This window comes from Burkholderia sp. 9120, from assembly GCF_000745015.1.
In the GTDB taxonomy this organism is placed as follows: Bacteria; Pseudomonadota; Gammaproteobacteria; order Burkholderiales; family Burkholderiaceae; genus Paraburkholderia.
Window position 1 is genome coordinate 3,702,674 of the sequence record NZ_JQNA01000002.1, and the last position, 17,578, is coordinate 3,720,251.

At 62.9% G+C, this 17,578-nt stretch carries 10 protein-coding genes and 1 pseudogene; 3 read left to right on the forward strand and 8 right to left on the reverse strand.

Translation table 11 applies throughout. The features are described from left to right. Positions 1-59: 59 nt before the first annotated feature. The 4 genes from FA94_RS24840 to FA94_RS24855 form a co-directional block, all read right to left on the reverse strand. Positions 60-1,964 (reverse strand): S9 family peptidase, encoded by a 1,905-nt coding sequence (locus FA94_RS24840; protein ID WP_035556200.1) that lies wholly within the window; start codon positions 1,962-1,964, stop codon positions 60-62. A gap of 45 nt (positions 1,965-2,009) precedes the next feature. Beyond that, the gene (locus FA94_RS24845; protein WP_035556202.1) at positions 2,010-2,789 is read right to left on the reverse strand and encodes a hypothetical protein; all 780 of its coding nucleotides are present in this window, start codon (positions 2,787-2,789) and stop codon (positions 2,010-2,012) included. 26 nt (positions 2,790-2,815) lie between these two features. Beyond that, entirely contained in the window at positions 2,816-3,418 is a 603-nt protein-coding gene (locus tag FA94_RS24850; protein WP_051980721.1) for an HD domain-containing protein, read from the reverse strand. An 83-nt stretch (positions 3,419-3,501) separates the two neighbouring features. Beyond that, positions 3,502-4,869, reverse strand: a complete 1,368-nt coding sequence (locus tag FA94_RS24855) for a DEAD/DEAH box helicase (protein WP_035556205.1) — start codon at positions 4,867-4,869, stop codon at positions 3,502-3,504. Between the two features lie 407 nt (positions 4,870-5,276). Between FA94_RS24855 and FA94_RS24860 the strand changes: the two genes are divergently transcribed. Continuing rightward, positions 5,277-7,595 (forward strand): mechanosensitive ion channel family protein, encoded by a 2,319-nt coding sequence (locus tag FA94_RS24860; protein WP_051980722.1) that lies wholly within the window; start codon positions 5,277-5,279, stop codon positions 7,593-7,595. 211 nt (positions 7,596-7,806) lie between these two features. Here FA94_RS24860 and FA94_RS24865 read toward each other — a convergent pair whose 3' ends face one another. Then, positions 7,807-8,307 carry a hypothetical protein gene (locus tag FA94_RS24865; protein WP_035556207.1) on the reverse strand — a complete coding sequence of 167 codons (501 nt, stop codon included), beginning with the start codon at positions 8,305-8,307 and terminating at the stop codon, positions 7,807-7,809. A gap of 373 nt (positions 8,308-8,680) precedes the next feature. Between FA94_RS24865 and FA94_RS24870 the strand changes: the two genes are divergently transcribed. Continuing rightward, positions 8,681-9,109 carry a hypothetical protein gene (locus FA94_RS24870; RefSeq protein WP_156126700.1) on the forward strand — a complete coding sequence of 143 codons (429 nt, stop codon included), beginning with the start codon at positions 8,681-8,683 and terminating at the stop codon, positions 9,107-9,109. Positions 9,110-9,176: 67 nt separating this feature from the next. Here the strand turns inward: FA94_RS24870 and FA94_RS24875 are convergent. After that, a pseudogene (locus FA94_RS24875) lies at positions 9,177-10,102 on the reverse strand (DUF72 domain-containing protein). A gap of 214 nt (positions 10,103-10,316) precedes the next feature. Here FA94_RS24875 and FA94_RS24880 point away from each other — a divergent pair. Continuing rightward, entirely contained in the window at positions 10,317-11,549 is a 1,233-nt protein-coding gene (locus tag FA94_RS24880; protein WP_035556212.1) for a DUF2252 domain-containing protein, read from the forward strand. A 98-nt stretch (positions 11,550-11,647) separates the two neighbouring features. Here the strand turns inward: FA94_RS24880 and FA94_RS24885 are convergent, their stop codons facing one another. Continuing rightward, the gene (locus FA94_RS24885) at positions 11,648-16,396 is read right to left on the reverse strand and encodes a cellulose synthase subunit BcsC-related outer membrane protein (RefSeq protein ID WP_035556214.1); all 4,749 of its coding nucleotides are present in this window, start codon (positions 16,394-16,396) and stop codon (positions 11,648-11,650) included. Then, the gene (gene bcsZ / locus FA94_RS24890; protein WP_035556216.1) at positions 16,387-17,577 is read right to left on the reverse strand and encodes a cellulose synthase complex periplasmic endoglucanase BcsZ; all 1,191 of its coding nucleotides are present in this window, start codon (positions 17,575-17,577) and stop codon (positions 16,387-16,389) included. The genes FA94_RS24885 and bcsZ overlap by 10 nt, the downstream gene beginning before the upstream one ends. Position 17,578: the final 1 nt, after the last annotated feature.

Consider the following 17,578-nt stretch of genomic DNA (forward strand, 5'->3'; position numbering starts at 1 on the left):
TCAGCTGGTCGCCGATCAACGCTCTGCGCGGCCTCGGATCGCGACCGGCATCCACCGCCTCAATGCTTCGGCACGCCACCGAGATGCTCGGCCAGAAACGCCTCCATAACCTCATAGAACTCGTACTGGTTCTCTTCGTTGTGGAAGCCGTGCCCTTCGTTTTCCTTGAGCATGTACCTGACGTCTACACCGCGCGCTCGCAAAGCGTCGACGATCTGATCGCTCTCGGCCTGTTTGACGCGCGGATCGTTCGCGCCTTGCGCGACCAGCAGCGGCGTCACGATCCGGTCCGCGAAGAACAGCGGCGACGCATCGTGCAAGGCCTTCTTGCCTTCTTCGGTGCGCGGATCGCCGATCATCTCGTACATCATTTCGATCATCGGCTTCCAGTATGGCGGCAGCGAGTCGAGCAACGTGAAGAGGTTCGATACGCCGACGTAGTCGACTGCCGCCGCGTAGCGATCCGGCGTGAACGCCACGCCCGCCAGCGTCGCGTAACCACCGTAACTCGCCCCGTAAATACCCACGCGCGCCGGATCGACAATGCCTTGCGACACGAGCCAGTCGACGCCGTCGTCGATATCGTTCTGCATCGTGAGGCCCCATTGCCCGAAGCTCGCTTCCCAGAAAGCGCGGCCATAGCCGACCGAGCCGCGGAAATTGAGCTGCACGACCGCATAGCCACGATTCGCCAGCAGTTGCGCTTCGACGTTGAAGCCCCACGTGTCTCTTGCCCACGGTCCGCCGTGCGGATTGACGATCAGCGGCAACGGCTTGGCGACAGGTTGCCCGAGCTCGTATCCCGCCGGCAAGGTCAGGTAGCCGTTGATCTGCAAGCCGTCGCGTGAGGTGAAATGAATTGGCGACATCGGCACCATATCGGCCGGGTCGAGCCAGGGTTTCAAGTCCGCCAGCTTGACGAGATGCTGGCGTTCGACGTCATAGAGCCAGGTCGAGCCGGCCGAGCGGTCGCTCGCGGCGTGCACGATCACGCGCGACTCGTCGCGCGTCAAACTGGTGATGTGGACTTCCTGGCCCGGCAACTGATGCTCGAGATCGGCGATCACGTCGCGCGCCCAGTCGTCGAAGAAATGACGATGAGTCCGGTCGTCCACGTAGGACGCCGCGATCAGCACGCGGCGATGTTCCGAATACGTGAAACTGGTCACATCGACATGCCCGGTTTCGAACAGCAACGCGCCTTCCTGGCCCGTTTGCGGATCGAACTCGAAAACGGCGACCTTGTCGCGGCCACGATTCGACATGACGTAGAGCGCTTTATTGTCGAACGTGAAAAACACCGGAGAGACGGTCTCGCGGAAGTCGGTCGTGACAATGGGCCGGAAAGGCTCGGTCTCGACGTCCCGATAGTGCAGGGTCTGGTTGACGCCGTCCGACGCGATCGCGACGCGCAAGCGTCCATCGTGATCGGTCATCCAGCCCATGATGTTGCCGGGGTTCTCGGCGATCTGCGTCAACTCGCCGGTTCGGACATCAGCGCGAAACACGTCGAAGACCTGCGGATCGCGACGATTCATCTGGATCAACACATGGCGGTCGTCTTCGCGCAGATCGTCGACAATGCCGGCGCGCACGCCGTCGAACGGCGTCAGGTCACGTGGTTCGCCGCCGTCGATCGGCACCGACAGCACATGAAAGTTCTCGTCGCCGCCGAAGTCCTTGACGAACAGAATCTGGTCGTTGCCTTTCCATGAATGGCCGGGCACGTCGCGCTCGGTTTCATTGGTCAAGGGACGCGGTTCGCCGACGAGCGCGCCGTGAGCATCGATTTCCTGCACGAAGATGTTCTGGCGGCCGGAGCGCCGTGCGAGAAAGGACAGGTGCCGTCCGTCAGGAGCGATGGTGAACGAGTGCTGATCGGGTCGGCGGAAAAAGTCTCGCACGGGGTACTGCCTGACCGCGCCGTCGTGGCCCTTAACGTTGTCTTGACCTTCTGCGACCATGCCTGCCTCCGTGAGTAAAAGTGCATTTGAACACGAGCGGCGGCGTTATGTCGCGAGTCGAGGCAAAGCGGCTTTGCACGCAGTGAGTTGATCGTCGGTCGTGGCCACGAGCCACAAGCGCGCGTGCTCGGTGATCTGGCGGTTGTGATCTTTCAGCGGACCCATTGCGGCGGCCGCTTTCCAGACCACCGGCGCGGCGCGGCTTTTTCTGCCCGACGCGGCACCTACCAGCAGGCAGTAAGGGCCCAGAGGCAACGACACGAACGGCAGGGCGGGACTGGTGCGCACGCGCCAGTCGATGAAAGGCGCGTCACTGATCAGCAGCGGCGTGGGCAGCCCGTAAAGCACGCTGAAGTCGTAGAGCGCCAGCTGTTCCCGTGCATCGCTGTAGAGCCGCCGTATATCGTCGACCACCGCCGCGCGGATTTCGTCGTCGAACATGGCTTCCTGCGCGTAACGCGCCAGCGCCTCGCGAGCGCCGCTCTGGTAGGCGGAGAACAGGCCGAGTTCGAGGCAGTCTTCCACCGCGCGTGAGACCTCGGCCGCGGAGCCGGCTTCTTCCGGCTTGCCCAATTGCGCGGCTTTCAGGAATCGCGCCAGTCCTGCTTCCTGGATCGCGGGTCCGTGTGCGGCGGGATCGTCGGCGGCCTGCCTGTCGAGCGGCACGTAAATATATTCTTCAGACGCGAAGTGCGATTTCTTGCCTTCGTCGAACTTGATCTCGCCGTCGGCGAAGTCCAGATAGCGGGTGCCGATCCGGCCATGCTCCCAGATCCAGTTCTTCAGTAGCGGACGTAGCGGATGCAACCTGTCTTGACCAGCCATTGAAGTCTCCTAGTGCCACCGTTCAGTTAGCTGCTCCCACTCGCGGCAAAATATTCGCCGACGCGCTCGCTTGCCGCTTCCCACAGGGCCGGTGAGCCGCGCGCGATCACGGGGCCGTACCTTTCCATGACCTGCTGCTGCGTGACCCCGTTCTCAGTCCATGTCCCACCGTTCGATAGGGTATTGATCAACAGGGGCTGCAATCGATCCAGCGCTTTCGCAAAGATCGCCTCGGGGGTTTGCGCGGCCTCGAACTCGAGCCAGAGTTCGAGCAGTTCGCGCCCCTGGGGTTCGGGCAGTAGCCCAAAAATTCGCTCGGCGGCGTGTTGCTCCGCCTCGGCAATCTGTGCGGCCTGACCGCTGGATGAATGCATCGGATGGTCGCCGGCGTCGATCTCGACAACGTCGTGCACGAGCAGCAGTTTGACGACGTGGAGGGTGTCGACCGCTTCCTTTGCGTGCGCCGAGAGGACGAGCGCGAACAGGCTCAGGTGCCAGGAATGCTCCGCCGAGTTTTCCTTGCGGCTCTGATCGATCAGTGGAGATTGCCGCAGTATCGACTTCAGTTTGTCCAACTCCACGAGAAAGGCAAGCTGCTGCGCGATTTGATCAGTGGGTCGGGAAGTCATAGACGGCACATTGATGGGTGTAGATGGAGAGAGCTTACCGATCTTCTTCGTGGAGCGCTGCGATTCGGGTGACGGCTGATGGTTCAGGGCTGGCGTTTGCCTCGGCCGCTAGCGGGTTTGCTAGCCGGTTTATGTGAACCCGCAACGGGTTTGCTGCGTGGCGCCGCAGGCTTGCGTTTGTTTTCGCCACCTTGCGGGCGCGGTTTTTTGCTGGGCGCCGGCATGGCGCGCGGCGCCGCTTGCGGCACTTTCGGCTTCTTGGGCTTTTTGGGTTTCTTGATGATCTCGCCCGTCGCGCTGGTTTGCGGCACGCGGTGTTCGGCTTCGAAACCCGGCTCTTCTTCACGGCGCAGCGTTTGCCGGATCAGCGCTTCGATCGCGGCCAGTTGCGGCGCTTCATCGGCACACACGAGGGACACCGCCACGCCGCTCGCGCCCGCGCGGCCGGTACGGCCGATACGGTGCACATAGTCTTGCGCCACGATCGGCAGATCGACGTTGATCACCAGCGGCAGATCGTCGATATCCAGTCCGCGCGCGGCCACGTCGGTGGCGACCAGCATCGATACTTCGCCCGTCTTGAAGCGCTCCAGCGCACGCAGGCGCGCGGGTTGCGGTTTGTCGCCGTGGATGGTGTCGACCGCATAGCCCGCTTCATCCAGCATGGCCGCCAGGTAATCCACGCCATTGCGGGTTTTGACGAACACCAGCGCGTGCGTCCAGTTGTTCTCCGCCACCAGGTGCATGAAAAGGTCGGGCTTGTTCTTTTTATCCACCAGCACCACCCACTGCTTGATCCTGCTGGCCGTGGCATTGGGCGGGCTGACGCTGATATCGACCGGGCCGCGCAGAATGCTCGCCGCCATGGCGCGGATGTCGTCGGTAAACGTGGCGGAGAACAGCAGGGTCTGGCGCTGAGCGGGCAACGCGGCAAAGACCGCGTTGAGTTCGCGCTCAAAGCCCAGATCCAGCATGCGGTCGGCTTCATCCAGCACCAGCGTTTGCACCTGATCGAACTGCACGGCGTTCTGGCGATGGAGATCCAGCAAACGGCCCGGCGTGGCAACGAGGACATCCACGCCTTTGCGCAACTTCATCATCTGCGGGTTGATGCTCACGCCGTCGTAGGCCGCCAGAAATCGTAAGTCGAGGCCTTTGCCGTAATCGATAAAGCTTTGCAGCAATTGTTCGGCCAGTTCACGCGTGGGCACCAGCACCAGAACCCGCGCGCGGTTGCTGGACACCGCCGGGCCGTGTTGCACCAGGCGTTGCAACAGCGGCAGCGCAAAACCCGCCGTTTTGCCGGTGCCGGTCTGTGCCGCGGCCATGACGTCCTTGCCACTGAGCACAGCGGGAATCGCCTTGGCCTGCACCGGCGTAGGTGTCCGGTAATTGAGGTCCTGCAGATTACGCAGCAAGGGATCGATCAGGCCAAGCGAGGCAAAAGACATTGGCGGTATTCCGGGCTAAAGGCGCAATTCTAGCGGTTACCGCCCGTGATTGCGCCGCGCAACCGGTTCCTGTCGAGGTTCACGCAGAATTGTGCCTTGTCCATGGCGGATTTTTGACACCCTGGAGGTACTATGGAGCGTTGCATGGGTCAACGACAGGAGCGTTGGGAGGGGCGGTGCGCAGGTCGTTAACGTCACGCCGTCACGCCGTCACGGGAGCCGGCATACTGATCCCTACTAGCATATCGGGTGTGTGAATGAGTCAACACGCAGTTTGCAACGTCATTCGTCGTTGTGCACTCGCAGCGGGTTTGATTGCCGCCACCTCCGTTGCGGGTCAGGCACTTCCCACCCCACACGACATAGTTGCATCACCAACGAACGCCTCGGCACAGATAGCGTCCCCGTTGATCGATCCCGCGTTCATTTTGGCTCAGGCCGATGCTGACGAGCTATTCGCCACAACGACGATTGAACAGGCTCAGGCAGCGGACGTGACGTTGAGGCTCCAGCCAGGCCTGGACAAGATTGCGCATTCGGTCGACGACCGCTTGCGGGACCTTACCCCGACGCAGTTGATGCAGCTCTCAGTGATGCGGCTGGAAAGCCTGGAGCGGCACTGGCATTTCGACGCACGCCTCTATGAACGCTGGCACGACAGCTTGCGACTGGCGACAACACCTTATGTCGCCGACGCTGCCGAGCTGGCTCGTCGGCGTGCCGTCTGGCAAGCGACAGCCGACCACGACGCTAACCTGCCCGGCGTTCTTAAGTTGCGCGTTGAAGCAGTCATCGCACTTCTCGATCGCGCCGAGCAGGAGATCTCCGTGCCACTGGCGCGCCAGATCGCGCTTGGCACCCGCGCCAACGCGATAGAAGCCCGTATTCAGGTTGCGCAGGCATCGATTACCCAGGCCATCGCCTTGATCGACCGCCGTTTGATGATCTGGGATGTGAGTCCGCTGTGGCGCGCGGATGCGTGGCTTGTGAGCGCAGCGGGGGACGCCCGCAGCATACCGGAAGGCCTGAAGATCGAAACCGACTTCGCCCAGGCCTACAGCGACGCGAACTTTGGAAATCAGATTGCTTTGGAAGTGCTAGCGTGGGGGCTGTTGCCATTGCTGCTATGGATCAAACGCTACACCCGACCGGCACGCGCGTCCGGCATGCTGGATCCCAGTGCCTCCCGCGTCCTGTCGCGCCCATGGTCAACGTGGCTGCTCCTGTGGATGGTAGGTTCATTGGGCCTTGAGCCCAATGCACCGATATTGACGACTCAAGCCTCGATGATCATCACGCTGATCCCGGTTCTGCGTCTGTTGCCGCACGACAGCAAGTCTTTGCTCGAGCGTTGGCCCTACCTCGCATCCGTACTTTATGCACTGTCGGGCGTCGGCCTGGTGTTTGCCGTCAACGGGTTAGGGTTTCGATTGTTTTCGCTGGGGTTGACGCTATTGGGTGCGCTGGGAACGGCGTGGCTGCTCTGGCGCGTCTACCGGCGCGACCATCCGAAACGGACCGGCACGCCAGGAAAAGTGCTGCGTGCGATTGCCTGGTTCGCGCTGGGCGTGTTCTGCGCGGCGGTGCTCATCAACGTGACGGGCAACGTGTCGTTAGCGGACATGCTGACCACCGCCGTGATAAGTAGCGCTTACCTGGCGCTGACGCTCTACGTGAGCGCAACGGTTGCTCTGACTTTTCTCCATCTGTTGCTGACTGGTACGAGCATCAACAACCTCAGCTTGGCGCGCCGGCATGTACCGCACCTGGTTCAGCTTCTTAAACGCCTCATTCTCATTGGCGCGGTGATCGGTTGGGTCATCTTCACGGTGGATTCGTTCCGGGTGCTGCGGCCGGTGTACGCTTTCCTGAGTCTGGCGCTTGGCTACGAATTCACGATTGGCGAGTTCTCCATCACCATGGGGCACATTCTGGCCTTTATCGCGACGGTCGCCATCGCGTTCTGGATATCGCACGTCACGCGCCTGCTTTTGCGGGACCTCATGAGCGGTTATTCGACGCCGTCGCGCGGCATCGGAAACAGCGTAGCGTCGCTCGTCTCCTATGCCATATTGTTGCTCGGCATAGTCATCGCGCTGTCGGCCGCCGGCTTCAAGGGGAGCCAGTTGGCGCTGGTCTTTGGCGCCCTCGGCGTTGGCGTGGGATTCGGTTTGCAGAACGTCGTACACAACTTTGTCTCGGGTCTGATCCTGATGTTCGAGCGGCCGATTCAGGCCGGCGATGTTGTCGAGATCGGATCGACCAGCGGCAGGGTCAGCGACATCGGGATGCGTGCCACGCGGATCAAAACCTTCGATGGCGCTGACGTGATTGTCCCGAATGGCTCGTTGCTTTCCGAGCGACTGACTAACTGGACGCTTCGGGATCGGCATCGCCGCCTGGAAATATCGGTAGGCGTCGCCTATGGTAGCGACCCACAATGCGTCATGACGTTATTGTCCAACTGCGCGTTGCAAACCCCGGGCGTCGCCAGCGAACCGAAATTGTCGGTGTTCTTCATGGGGGCCGGCGCGAGCGCTTTAGATTTTGTCATGCACGCGTGGATCCACGATCTCGATCGCTCCACCGCCATTCGCAGCGAGCTTCTCACTCGTGTCCATGTCGCGTTGAAGCAGGCTGGTATCGAGGTGCCTATCCCACAACGCGACGTGCATATACGAAGCATGCCTGATGATAGGCGTGAGCGGCCAGGTGTGGACGAATGAACCCATTGTTCCGGTTCCATCCGGTCACATTATTCTGAAGTGGCACGGCTTCTTCCCGACCTGTTCGAGTTTGAATCCCTTCTGGGTCGTGCAGGAAGAGATCTCGTCCGGTAACCGGCCGTCGACTTTCTCCAAAGCGATCAATCGACGCGGTCACCGACGTGACGACCCAATGTCCTCATCCAAACACTCGAACGGGTTTCCCACTATGTCAGTCGCAAAAGGAGGAACTCTCGTCAAAGCCTCGTTTCCAGTTTCTTATTTTGAGGCTGCTCTCGGGGACGTCGGCGGTCGTCTCGTCGGCATTGATCTGCTTGAGCTTGATCAGGCACACGTCGTGGCCGGTGACCAGTTCCGCCGCATACGACGCGCCATTTTTTGGGGCGAACGTCACGGTCGCATTGCATCCGCGAACCACAAACCCGATTGGCAAAGGGATGATTGCGCGGTCGACACTCATTGTGATGGATAGCGGCTCGCTGGCCTTGACGGCAACGGTGGTTTTTTTGGAATCCGACCTCATCAACGCAATGCTATGTCTTGAGGAACACGTCTCGGCATTGTCATAAGTTTGAATGCTGGTCGTTGAGTCCTTATATTTACTGAATGTAATGTGGGCCGTGTCGCCCGATGTCGGCGGCGCGTAGGTGCTTGCGCATCCCGCAATGCTCGCTGCCGTCACCAGCACAGTACCGATATACCGAATTCCCATATTCGCAACCCTCGTCGTTATGCTGCCGATTTGAAATCTCGTGTTCGACGCCTGTTAACGGCAACGTCCGGCAAGTCTTGAGCTCGGGGGCAGTTTTATGGCTGATCTTGTTGGGATCGGCAGCGTGGCGGGGAGTTATTTTCATTCGTGGAATTCGGTGTTCCGGCGTCTGGCTTGAAGTTGAACTACGACGTGACCTATAACGCGCCATCCAGGGCGACCATTCTCGCTCTATAAAGCTTTCACTCACGGAGCATAGAAAAAACTCGCGCTTCGCGACCACCTGTTTCTTGCTGGAAAAAGCTTTGAGACAGCACTATGATCGATCAACCGAGTAGCGCTAATTTTTTAATTTGCGGAGATTCCTTTGAGAGTGGAAACCAGATTCATCTTTTTCCCGGGCAACAATGCGCCAAGCCTGGTTCGAGCCGCAGCCGCAGTTTATTGGGTCGTGTTTTTGGTATTTTCAGTTCGTATCGTTGTTGGAGTGGGCGTTCCGCCTTTCAGCACACCTCGGGAAGTGGAAGCGGCGCTCACGGTGTTCGGGCTGCTCTCCGCGATTACAATTTTCTATGCATTCACTATCATGCGGCTTTCGGCTGGAAAGCTTTGGGCAAGAAATGTTGCACTCCTTTTGACGGGATTCCTGATCATGGTAGCCCTCTATCATTTGTTTTCGGACGGGTTATCCTCCGAGAAAAATAACGTTGTGGGCTTGCTAATCATTGTCGCCGAAACGGTTGCCGGGTTATTTTTGCTGACTTCCGAAAGTAGCCGTTGGTTTAAGTCAATGGCCCGCTAAACCGGCATACTCAAAACGGACGGGGATTGCGCTTTGTAGCGACGGGTAGCTGATAGCCGCACGAAATTTATAATTCTGGAGCAACAGCGCTGCCCTCCAGAATCCCTATCAACGTCTGCGCATTCCGCTGCCCCTGATCCTCAAAGCAGTTATTAAAAATAACATGCGTTCTTCCGGCCTTCGTCGCGATCGCGCGAATCGGCGTCGCCAGCTCACGCAACTCATCATCGTCATAATCGTAATCAAAACGATCCGCGGCACTGGCCGCACCTGTCGCGCTCCACGTCTGGGTATTCCGGCCGTGCAAACGCACCATCGCAAGCTGGGGATTCGTCGCTTCCCACACGGTATGCACGCGGTTCGTCACGTCAGGCGTGCGTCGACGATCACGTGTACGAGGCTGCGTTCACGCAGAAAATCGAGCGACCACGGCGCGTGCTGTTCATCGAACCACGACTGATTGCGAAACTCCGCCGCCATCAGATAACCCGCCATCCGAGCCCGGCATTCATCGACGAGCGCGAGGCCGTCCGGCGCGCGCGTGATCCACGGCGCGAACTGGAATAGCACCGCACCGAGGCGGCCAGTCACGCGCAAGGGTTCGAGCGCTTCCAGATAGCGGCGCCACAATTCGTCGAGGATATCGGCGGGCATGTCGCGGTAATACACGTTCTTTTTGCGCGGACCGGTGATCCCTTCCGGCAGCGCCATCGCGATGTCTTTGGGCAGCGCGTCGGGCGAGGTCTGATGCCCGGTGAACAGGCGGAACGCCTTGAAATTGAACGTGAAGCCTTCGGGCGTGCGCTCGGTCCACAGTTGCGCATTGCTTGCCGACGGCATGGCGTAGTAAGCCGAATCGACTTCGACCAGCGGGAATTGCGACGCGTAAAAGCGCAGGCGCGCTTCAGCGCTGCTGCTGCCGCGCGGATAGAAGCGCTTGCAGGCAATCAACGTCTTGTCGGTCCAGCCAGCGGTGCCGCATTGGATGTCCATGAGCGAAGTCGTGTGAATTGCGCCGTCCGCGCCATCGCGCGGCTTCGCGGCTCAAATCATTGTAGGTCACCAGTTCGCGACCTTGGCGCAGCCGGCCGACTGCCAGACCTTAGGCCCGATTCGTGCTCCCGCTACTTGTTCGCGCGCGCCAATGAGCGCAAGGTGCAACTGGACAGCACGCCGAATTCGAACATCAATAAACGCGGACCCTACCATGTCGAAGAAAAACCCCACACGCGCCAGACTGCCGAAAGCCGACGCCCGCCAGGCACTTTTGATCACGCGCCGCAACGCCAGAATGGCGCGATCCGCGCACGCGTATGTGCGCGGCAACACCAGCAAATTCTACGAATGGCTCGAGGGTATGGAGAGCCACACGTTGCCCGAAGGCCCGGCGATCTGGATCTGCGGCGATTGCCACACCGGCAACCTCGGGCCGGTGGCCGACGCGCAAGGCCGCGTCGAAATCCAGATACGCGATCTCGACCAGACCGTGATCGGCAATCCGGCGCACGACCTGATTCGCCTTGGCCTGTCGCTAGCCACCGCCGCTCGCGGTTCCGACCTGCCGGGCGTGACGACGGTGCGCATGATGGAAGCACTCGCGGACGGCTACGAGCGCGCCTTCGACGAAGCCGCGGGTGACGCCGACATTCACGCCGAAAAGCCCGAGGCGGTGCGCGTGGTGATGAAGGAAGCGGTGCGCCGTTCGTGGCGTCATCTGGCGGAAGAACGGATCGAGGATATCGAGCCGACCATTCCGCTTGGGCCTCGCTTCTGGCCATTGGCCAAGAGCGAGCGGCGCGAGATCGACGCGTTGTTCGAGAAGGGCACGCTGGCGCGATTGGCGACCGTGCTGCGCGGCGCCGGCGACGAAGCCGATGTGGAAGTGCTCGACGCCGCGTACTGGGTCAAGGGATGCAGTTCGCTGGGCCGATTGCGCTATGCGGTGCTGCTCGATATCGACGGCGCTGCATTGGACGGCGACGATCTGTGTCTGATCGATATCAAGGAGGCCGCGCAGGCGGCCGCGCCACGTTATCCGCGCGTGCGGATGCCGCGCGACAACGCCGAGCGGGTGGTGGAGGGCGCGCGGCATCTGTCGCCGTCGCTGGGCGAGCGGATGCGCGCGGCGCGTCTTGCAGACCGCGCGGTCGTGATCCGTGAGCTGTTGCCGCAGGACATGAAACTGACGATCGAACAACTGACCCGCGACGAGGCCATGAAAGCAGCACGCTTTCTTGCGCTGGTAGTGGGCAAGGCGCACGCGCGGCAGATGGATAGCGGCGAGCGCAAGGCGTGGCTCACCGAATTGCGCCGCAACCGCTCGAAGACGCTCGACGCGCCGGGCTGGCTTTGGACAAGCATCGTGGAGCTGGTGAGTAGCCATGCGGCCGGCTATCTGGAGCACTGCCGCCGCTACGCGACCGAACGCCGGGACGACTGACAGCGCATCCCGGCTGCCTGCAACGGCGACGGCGACGGCGACAGTGGCCCGAAAGAACTCACCGTCGCAGCAACCCGCAAAACCCGCAAACTCCTACATCAGTTCGACAGCGACACGTACGGCGAACTGAGCGGCGTCGGCGGGAACGGTTGCAGGCCGGTCTGCTTGCTGAAGCTGTAGCGCACATAAACCGACGCGAGCCATTCGCGGTATTCATACGCATTGCCGAGCGACGCCGTGGCGCCGAACGCCAGTTGCGGCGCGAGTTGATATTCGCCGACAGCGCTAAGCGAATACGACACCCCGGTCTTGCTCTGGCCAGGATAAACGGCGTTGCTGTCGAGCCCACCGCCGAGGGAATTGGCCTGTCCTGCCGCGTTGGCTTGACGACTGGAGCCGTCGTTGAGCGGGAAGTAGTTCGACGCATCCTGCCGGTAATGCTGCACGCCGATCGAGCCCTTCACGTCGTACGTGAACGCGCCGTTGCGGCCCATCCACTCGATCGGAAGATTCAGGATCATGTACTGCTGCGGGCTGAAATAGCCGCCCTGGCCATACGTGAAGTACGACAGGTTGTTGTTATAGGTCATCAGCGTGGTGTTCACGCCGACCGTGAGCGTCTGGTCGGCGTCTTTCAGCAGACGCGTATAAACACCGCCGCCGCCCTTGTACGCGTTGTTGCTCGCGACGTGGTAGCCCATATAGTGCTGATACGAAGCGTTCACGTACAGGCCGCTCGTGCCGTCGTCCCACGCGAGGCTGCCGAGGCCGCCATTGGACGTGACGCCGCCCCATTCGAGGCCCGAGCCCGAATCGCGCGCGCCGGCATACGAGAGCAGGCTGTCGGTCACCGCGCGCCGTGCGACGGCGAGCGAGTAGGTCACCTTGTCGGTGATCGCGCCGTTGTACTGCGCGCCGCCCACGATGTTTTTCTCGGGGAAGCCGAGCGGCGTCACGCCGATATCGGCGCTGATGCTGCGGCCTTCGTAACCGAGCGACAGGCCCACGCCATTCGCGGTCTGGCTGCCGTACGTGTTGTTGCCGGCCACCGCCGAGATCGCGGACTGCGGGTTGGACAGACCGGCGCCGAAGCGGGCCAGCGTCGACGTCGTGCCGGCGGCGGTGCCTGCGTCGAGCGTCACCGGCGTGGCCGTGATGACGATGTGGCCGTTGCCCGCCTTGATGCGTCCCTGAACCGGCGCTTCGATATCGGTGAGGGTGGACAGGCCGTCCTCGCCGGTGCGGTTGCGGAACACGATGCCGCCCGTCACGCTGCTCGATTGTTCGCGATTGACCTGCGCGAGTTCTTCCGCGACGCCGAGCGTTTGCGTGTTGGCGACGTTCGACGGCGCGTAGTTCGCGCCGTTGCCGTTCGCTCCCGGCTGCTGCGGGTAATAGGCCTGTGCATAGCCGGTCGGCGGCTGCGGAATGTATGGCTGCTGCTGTTGCGCGTAATAGCCCTGATTCGGATAAGCCTGCGGCGGCACCGGTTGATACGGCTGCTGGCCATACCCTTGCTGCTGCGGCGGATACGGTTGATAGGGCTGCTGCGCGTAACCCTGTTGTTGCTGCGGATACGGCTGCTGGCCGTAATAGCCCTGTTGTTGCGGATAGCCTTGCTGTTGTCCATAGGGCGCTCGCGCGTAGGTCGGCGCACTGCGCTTGCTCTTCGACGCGGTCTGCTTTTTAGCAGTCGGCCGTTTCGCGTTGGCGTTATAAGGCGCATACGGTTGCGCTTGCATCGAACCGGCGTTGGCCTGCGCTTCGCGCGCGGCCGGCGACATGGGCCACGGCGTCGCGGCGTAACCATCCGGCGCGCCGTATTGCGCCTGCTGCGGATACCCCGGGTTATACGGCTGTTGCTGCGCATACCCCGGGTTATACGACTGCTGCGGCGCCTGCATCGGCTGTTGCCCTTGCCCCGGATAAGGCTGCAACGGCGCGCCCGACTGGCTCGACCCATAAGTTTCCTGCCCATAGCCACCGGAATTCACGGCGGGGCGAGGCGTGTTGTACGGCAAGGCAGCGGGCGCACCGTTCGGCGTATAAGGCTGCGCGGGCGCCGTATAAGGCGCGACGTACGGCGCGGGCTGCGTAGGCGGCGGATAGTTCGGCACGGTCTGTGTCGGCAAGGAGGGCTGCGAGTACGGAAGCGCGGCGCGCGCGGCGGTGTAATTGCCGCCGCCCAGCGCGGCGTTGTCGGCGTCGGACGGTGTGACGGTAGCGGTTTTGCCTTCGAACGGATTGGTGCCGGGCAGCGGCGTCGCGCCGATCCGGCGCATGGCCACTTCCCAGCCGCGTGGCACGTTGCTCGCCGGGGTGCGCGGCGCGTTGGCCATCAGCGGCGTATTGGCGGCGACCAGCGAGCGCTGCAGATACGTCGACGCGAGCGACAGCTTGCCTTCCGCGCGATACATGCGGCCGACGGTGGCGAGCACGCCCGGATCGCCGGGCGCTGCGCGCAACGCCTGATTCGCGAGCGATTCGGCGTAGCTGAACTGTTTCGCGCCGACCGCGGCGGGAATCGTGGCCTGCAACAGGTTCAGGTCGTCGGGCTTGCGTTGCAGCGCGACGCGATAGCTGGCGAGCGCATTGCGGTCGTCGCCCGCGCTCGAATAAAGACGGCCGAGCGCGGCCTGCAGATCGGGGTTGTCCGGCATGGCCGCGAGCCACGGCGCGATCACGTCGTAGGCGCTAGCCAGATCGCCGCGCTGGCGCACCGCGTCGCATTGCTTGATGACGATGCCCAGATTCAGATTGCCGAAGTCCGTGCGTTGCTGCGGCGTCAACTGCATCGCGGCGAGCCGGCGCATCACCATGCCGAGTTCGTTTTCCTGCTGCGTGGCCGACAGAATGCCCGCGTATTGCAGTAGCAGATCGGTGTTGCCGGGCGCCGCGTTCATCGCGCTGCGCACGAGGCCCAACGCGCGGTTCGGGTCGCCCGCCTGCTGATAACCGGCGGCGATCACGCCGATCAGTTCGGGGCTGTTGCCGGCGACCGGTTCGGCCGCATGCAGCGTGGCGAGCGCCTGCTGGTTCTGACCGTTGCGCGCCATCCGCGTCGCGAGATCGGCCTGTTGATGCACCCACAGGCGGTGCTGCAAGGTCGTCATCGCGTCGGTGCGCTGCGCGGCGGGAATCCGCTCCAGTTGCGCGAGCCCCGCCGCCCAGTCCTGCGTTTCCGCCGACAGCAACGCGCTCGCATAGAGCGCGTCGGTCATGTCGGGATGCGCGGCCAGCAGGCCGTCCATCATGCTGCGGGCGTTGGCGACCGCGCCTTGCCGCACGTAAATGCGCGCGAGGTCGAGCCGCAGCCACGGGTCGTCCGGCGTGTTCAGCAGCGCGTCTTCGAACAGGCTGCGGGCGCTGCCGAGATCGCCGCGCGCTTCGGCGGCGCGTGCCTGAGCGGCTTGCGCTTCGCCGCGCAGACGGTTGATGCCGCCGGCCTTGGTCTGCTGTTCGGCGTTCAACTGATTGGCGAACTGCAGCGCCTCGTCGCCGCGGCCTTGCGCGGCGAGCGCGCCGACCAGTCCGCGCACTGCGTCGGGATTGTCGGCCTGGCGGCGCAGCGCCATCCGGTACGCCTGTTCCGCGCCGACCGGGTCGTTGTTGGCGAGCAGCATTTCGCCGAGCAGCACCTGCGCGGTGACGTCGGACGGATTCAGCGCGATCGCGCGTTCGAACAGCGACTTCGCTTTCGCGAATTCGCCGTTGCTGCGCGCGCCGATTGCGTCGCTGGTGTAGGTCCAGTAGGTCGCGCTGTCGAGCGCGGTTTTCCAGCGCGCCGGATTGCCGCTGCGCGACGCGCGTTCCAGATAATTGCGCGCCTCGGCGAAGCGTTCCTGCTTCAGCGCGGCGATCCCCATGCCGCCGAGCGCGTCGGTGTCGTTCGGGCTGTTGGCCAGCACCGAGGAAAACTTTGAGCGTGCGGTCGCGATGTCGTCTTTATCGAGCGCGGTGAAACCGTCGGCGACGGTACGGCCGCGTGCATCCGTCGCGGCGTTCTCTTGCGAGCGGTCGCGCGCCGCCTTGTCCTGCTGCACCATCGAATCGAAGCGCGCCTTGACCGCGGCGTCGTCGCCGGCGCTTTGCAGATACGACTCGTACAACGCGGAATCGGAGGGCCGCGCGTCGAGCCACAACAGCGCCTGACGCCAGCTCTTTTTCGCCGCCGCGCCGACCGTGTTGTCGGCGGAGAGTTTTTGCAGACGCGCGATACCGTCGCGCCGCGTGACGTCGCGATACGTTAGATGCTGCGCGTAGGCGAGGGCGTAGCGCGGGTCGTCGGGGTTGTCGCGCGCGAGCTGTTCGAGGCCGCGGCGCGCCTGGTCCCAGCCTTGCGGCGTGGCCGACAGCGCCTGGTAATACTCGAGCTGCAATTCGGGCGTGGCCGGCTTGCCGTTCAGCGCGCGCTGGTATTGCTCCACCGCGCTCGCGCTCTGGCCGCTTTGCGCGAGCCGCCGCGCGTCGTTCACGGTCTGGTCGCGCACGCTCGATTCGCCCAGACGCCGGCCGAGTTCATCCATATTCGGGTAGTTCGGCGCGACCGCTTTCAGGCGCGCCAGATATTGCTGCGCGCCCGCGCCGTCCTTGCGGTCGGCGAGCACCATGCCCATGCCGTAGAGCGCGTCGGGCTGCTTCGGATCGAGCCGCAGCACCTTCAGCCAGGCCTGCTCGGCGAGATCGCCGCGCTGATGCGACTGCCAGTACTTGCCCTGATCGATCAGCACGTTCAGCGGATCTTTCGACGCCTGCGCCAGCACGTCGGGCGCGGCGGTCGCCACATAGCAGACCGCCGTGACGCTCAGTGCGAAGCGCAATGACAACGCGAGGGCGCTCAATCGCATGCATTTCTCCAGCCAGGCACGAGACGGCCGGCTTCGTCGAAGCGATAGCGGCCGTCGATAAACCCCGTGCCGAACAAACCCAGCACACGATCGTAGTAAACCGGCTCGCGGCCGGGCACATTGGCGTCGAGCGCCGCGAGATGGGTGCGCGCGAGGCCGAGGCCGCGCTCGTCGCCGAGCGACTTGAAATACGGCGCGAGCGCGCCCCAGTAACTGAGCGGACCTTCGCCGCTGGCCGTGCCGCTGGTCGACGAGACTTTCTCCGGCGGAATGCCGGTTTGCGCGACCTTCGCGCGCATGCCGCCGAGCGCCGCGAGCCAGGGTTTGGCGAGCGGATCGGCGGGCGAAGTCAGACCGGCCCACAGATAGACGCGGATCGCGTCGTAGCTGCCGGTGTCGCCGTTTTTCGGATCCACCACGAACTGGCCGTTCTGCCACGCCGCCCAGTCGGGCGAGAAGCCTTGCGGCGCGGTGGTCTTGATCAGCTTGTAGGCGCTCTCGGCGAGCTTGGCCCACGGACCGTTCGGCTGTTCATGGGCGAGCGCGCGCAACACCGGCAAGGGCAGATAGCTCGGATTCAGACGCGTCACGCCGCCCACCTTGAAGCCTTGCGGTCCCGGCAGCAGCATCGGGCCGACGCCCGGCAAGGTAGTCATTTCCTGGCGCGCGATCTGCGTGGCCAGCGCCTGGCCGAGTTGCGTGTAGGTGGGGTCTTTCCACAGACGGCCGGCTTGCAGCAGGTCGTAGGCGATCCACAGATCGGAGTCGGAGGCGGAATTCGGATCGAGTACGCCGAACGAGCCGTCCGGTTTTCTGCCCCATTGCCACGACGGCAGCCGCATGTTTTGCGCGTCGAACTGATTGTCCGCGAGGTTGGTGCGGGTCCACGCGAGCAGCCGGTCGAAGGTCGCGCGGTCGTTCGCGACCAGCGCGAAGAACAGACCGTACGACTGACCTTCGGAGGTGGTTTGCTGGGTCGGCGTGGAGTAGTCGATCACGCGGCCGTCCGCCTGCACGAAACGTTCGACGAAGCGCCGGTAGCCGGTCCACTCACCGCACGCCCCGGACGCCGCGGCTGCGGGATTCACCTGCGCCACCTTCACGAGATTGGCAAAACTCGCCGACGCGGCGAGGCCGAGCGTCAATGCGAGGCATGCCTTCCGGTTGATTCGAACCTGCATA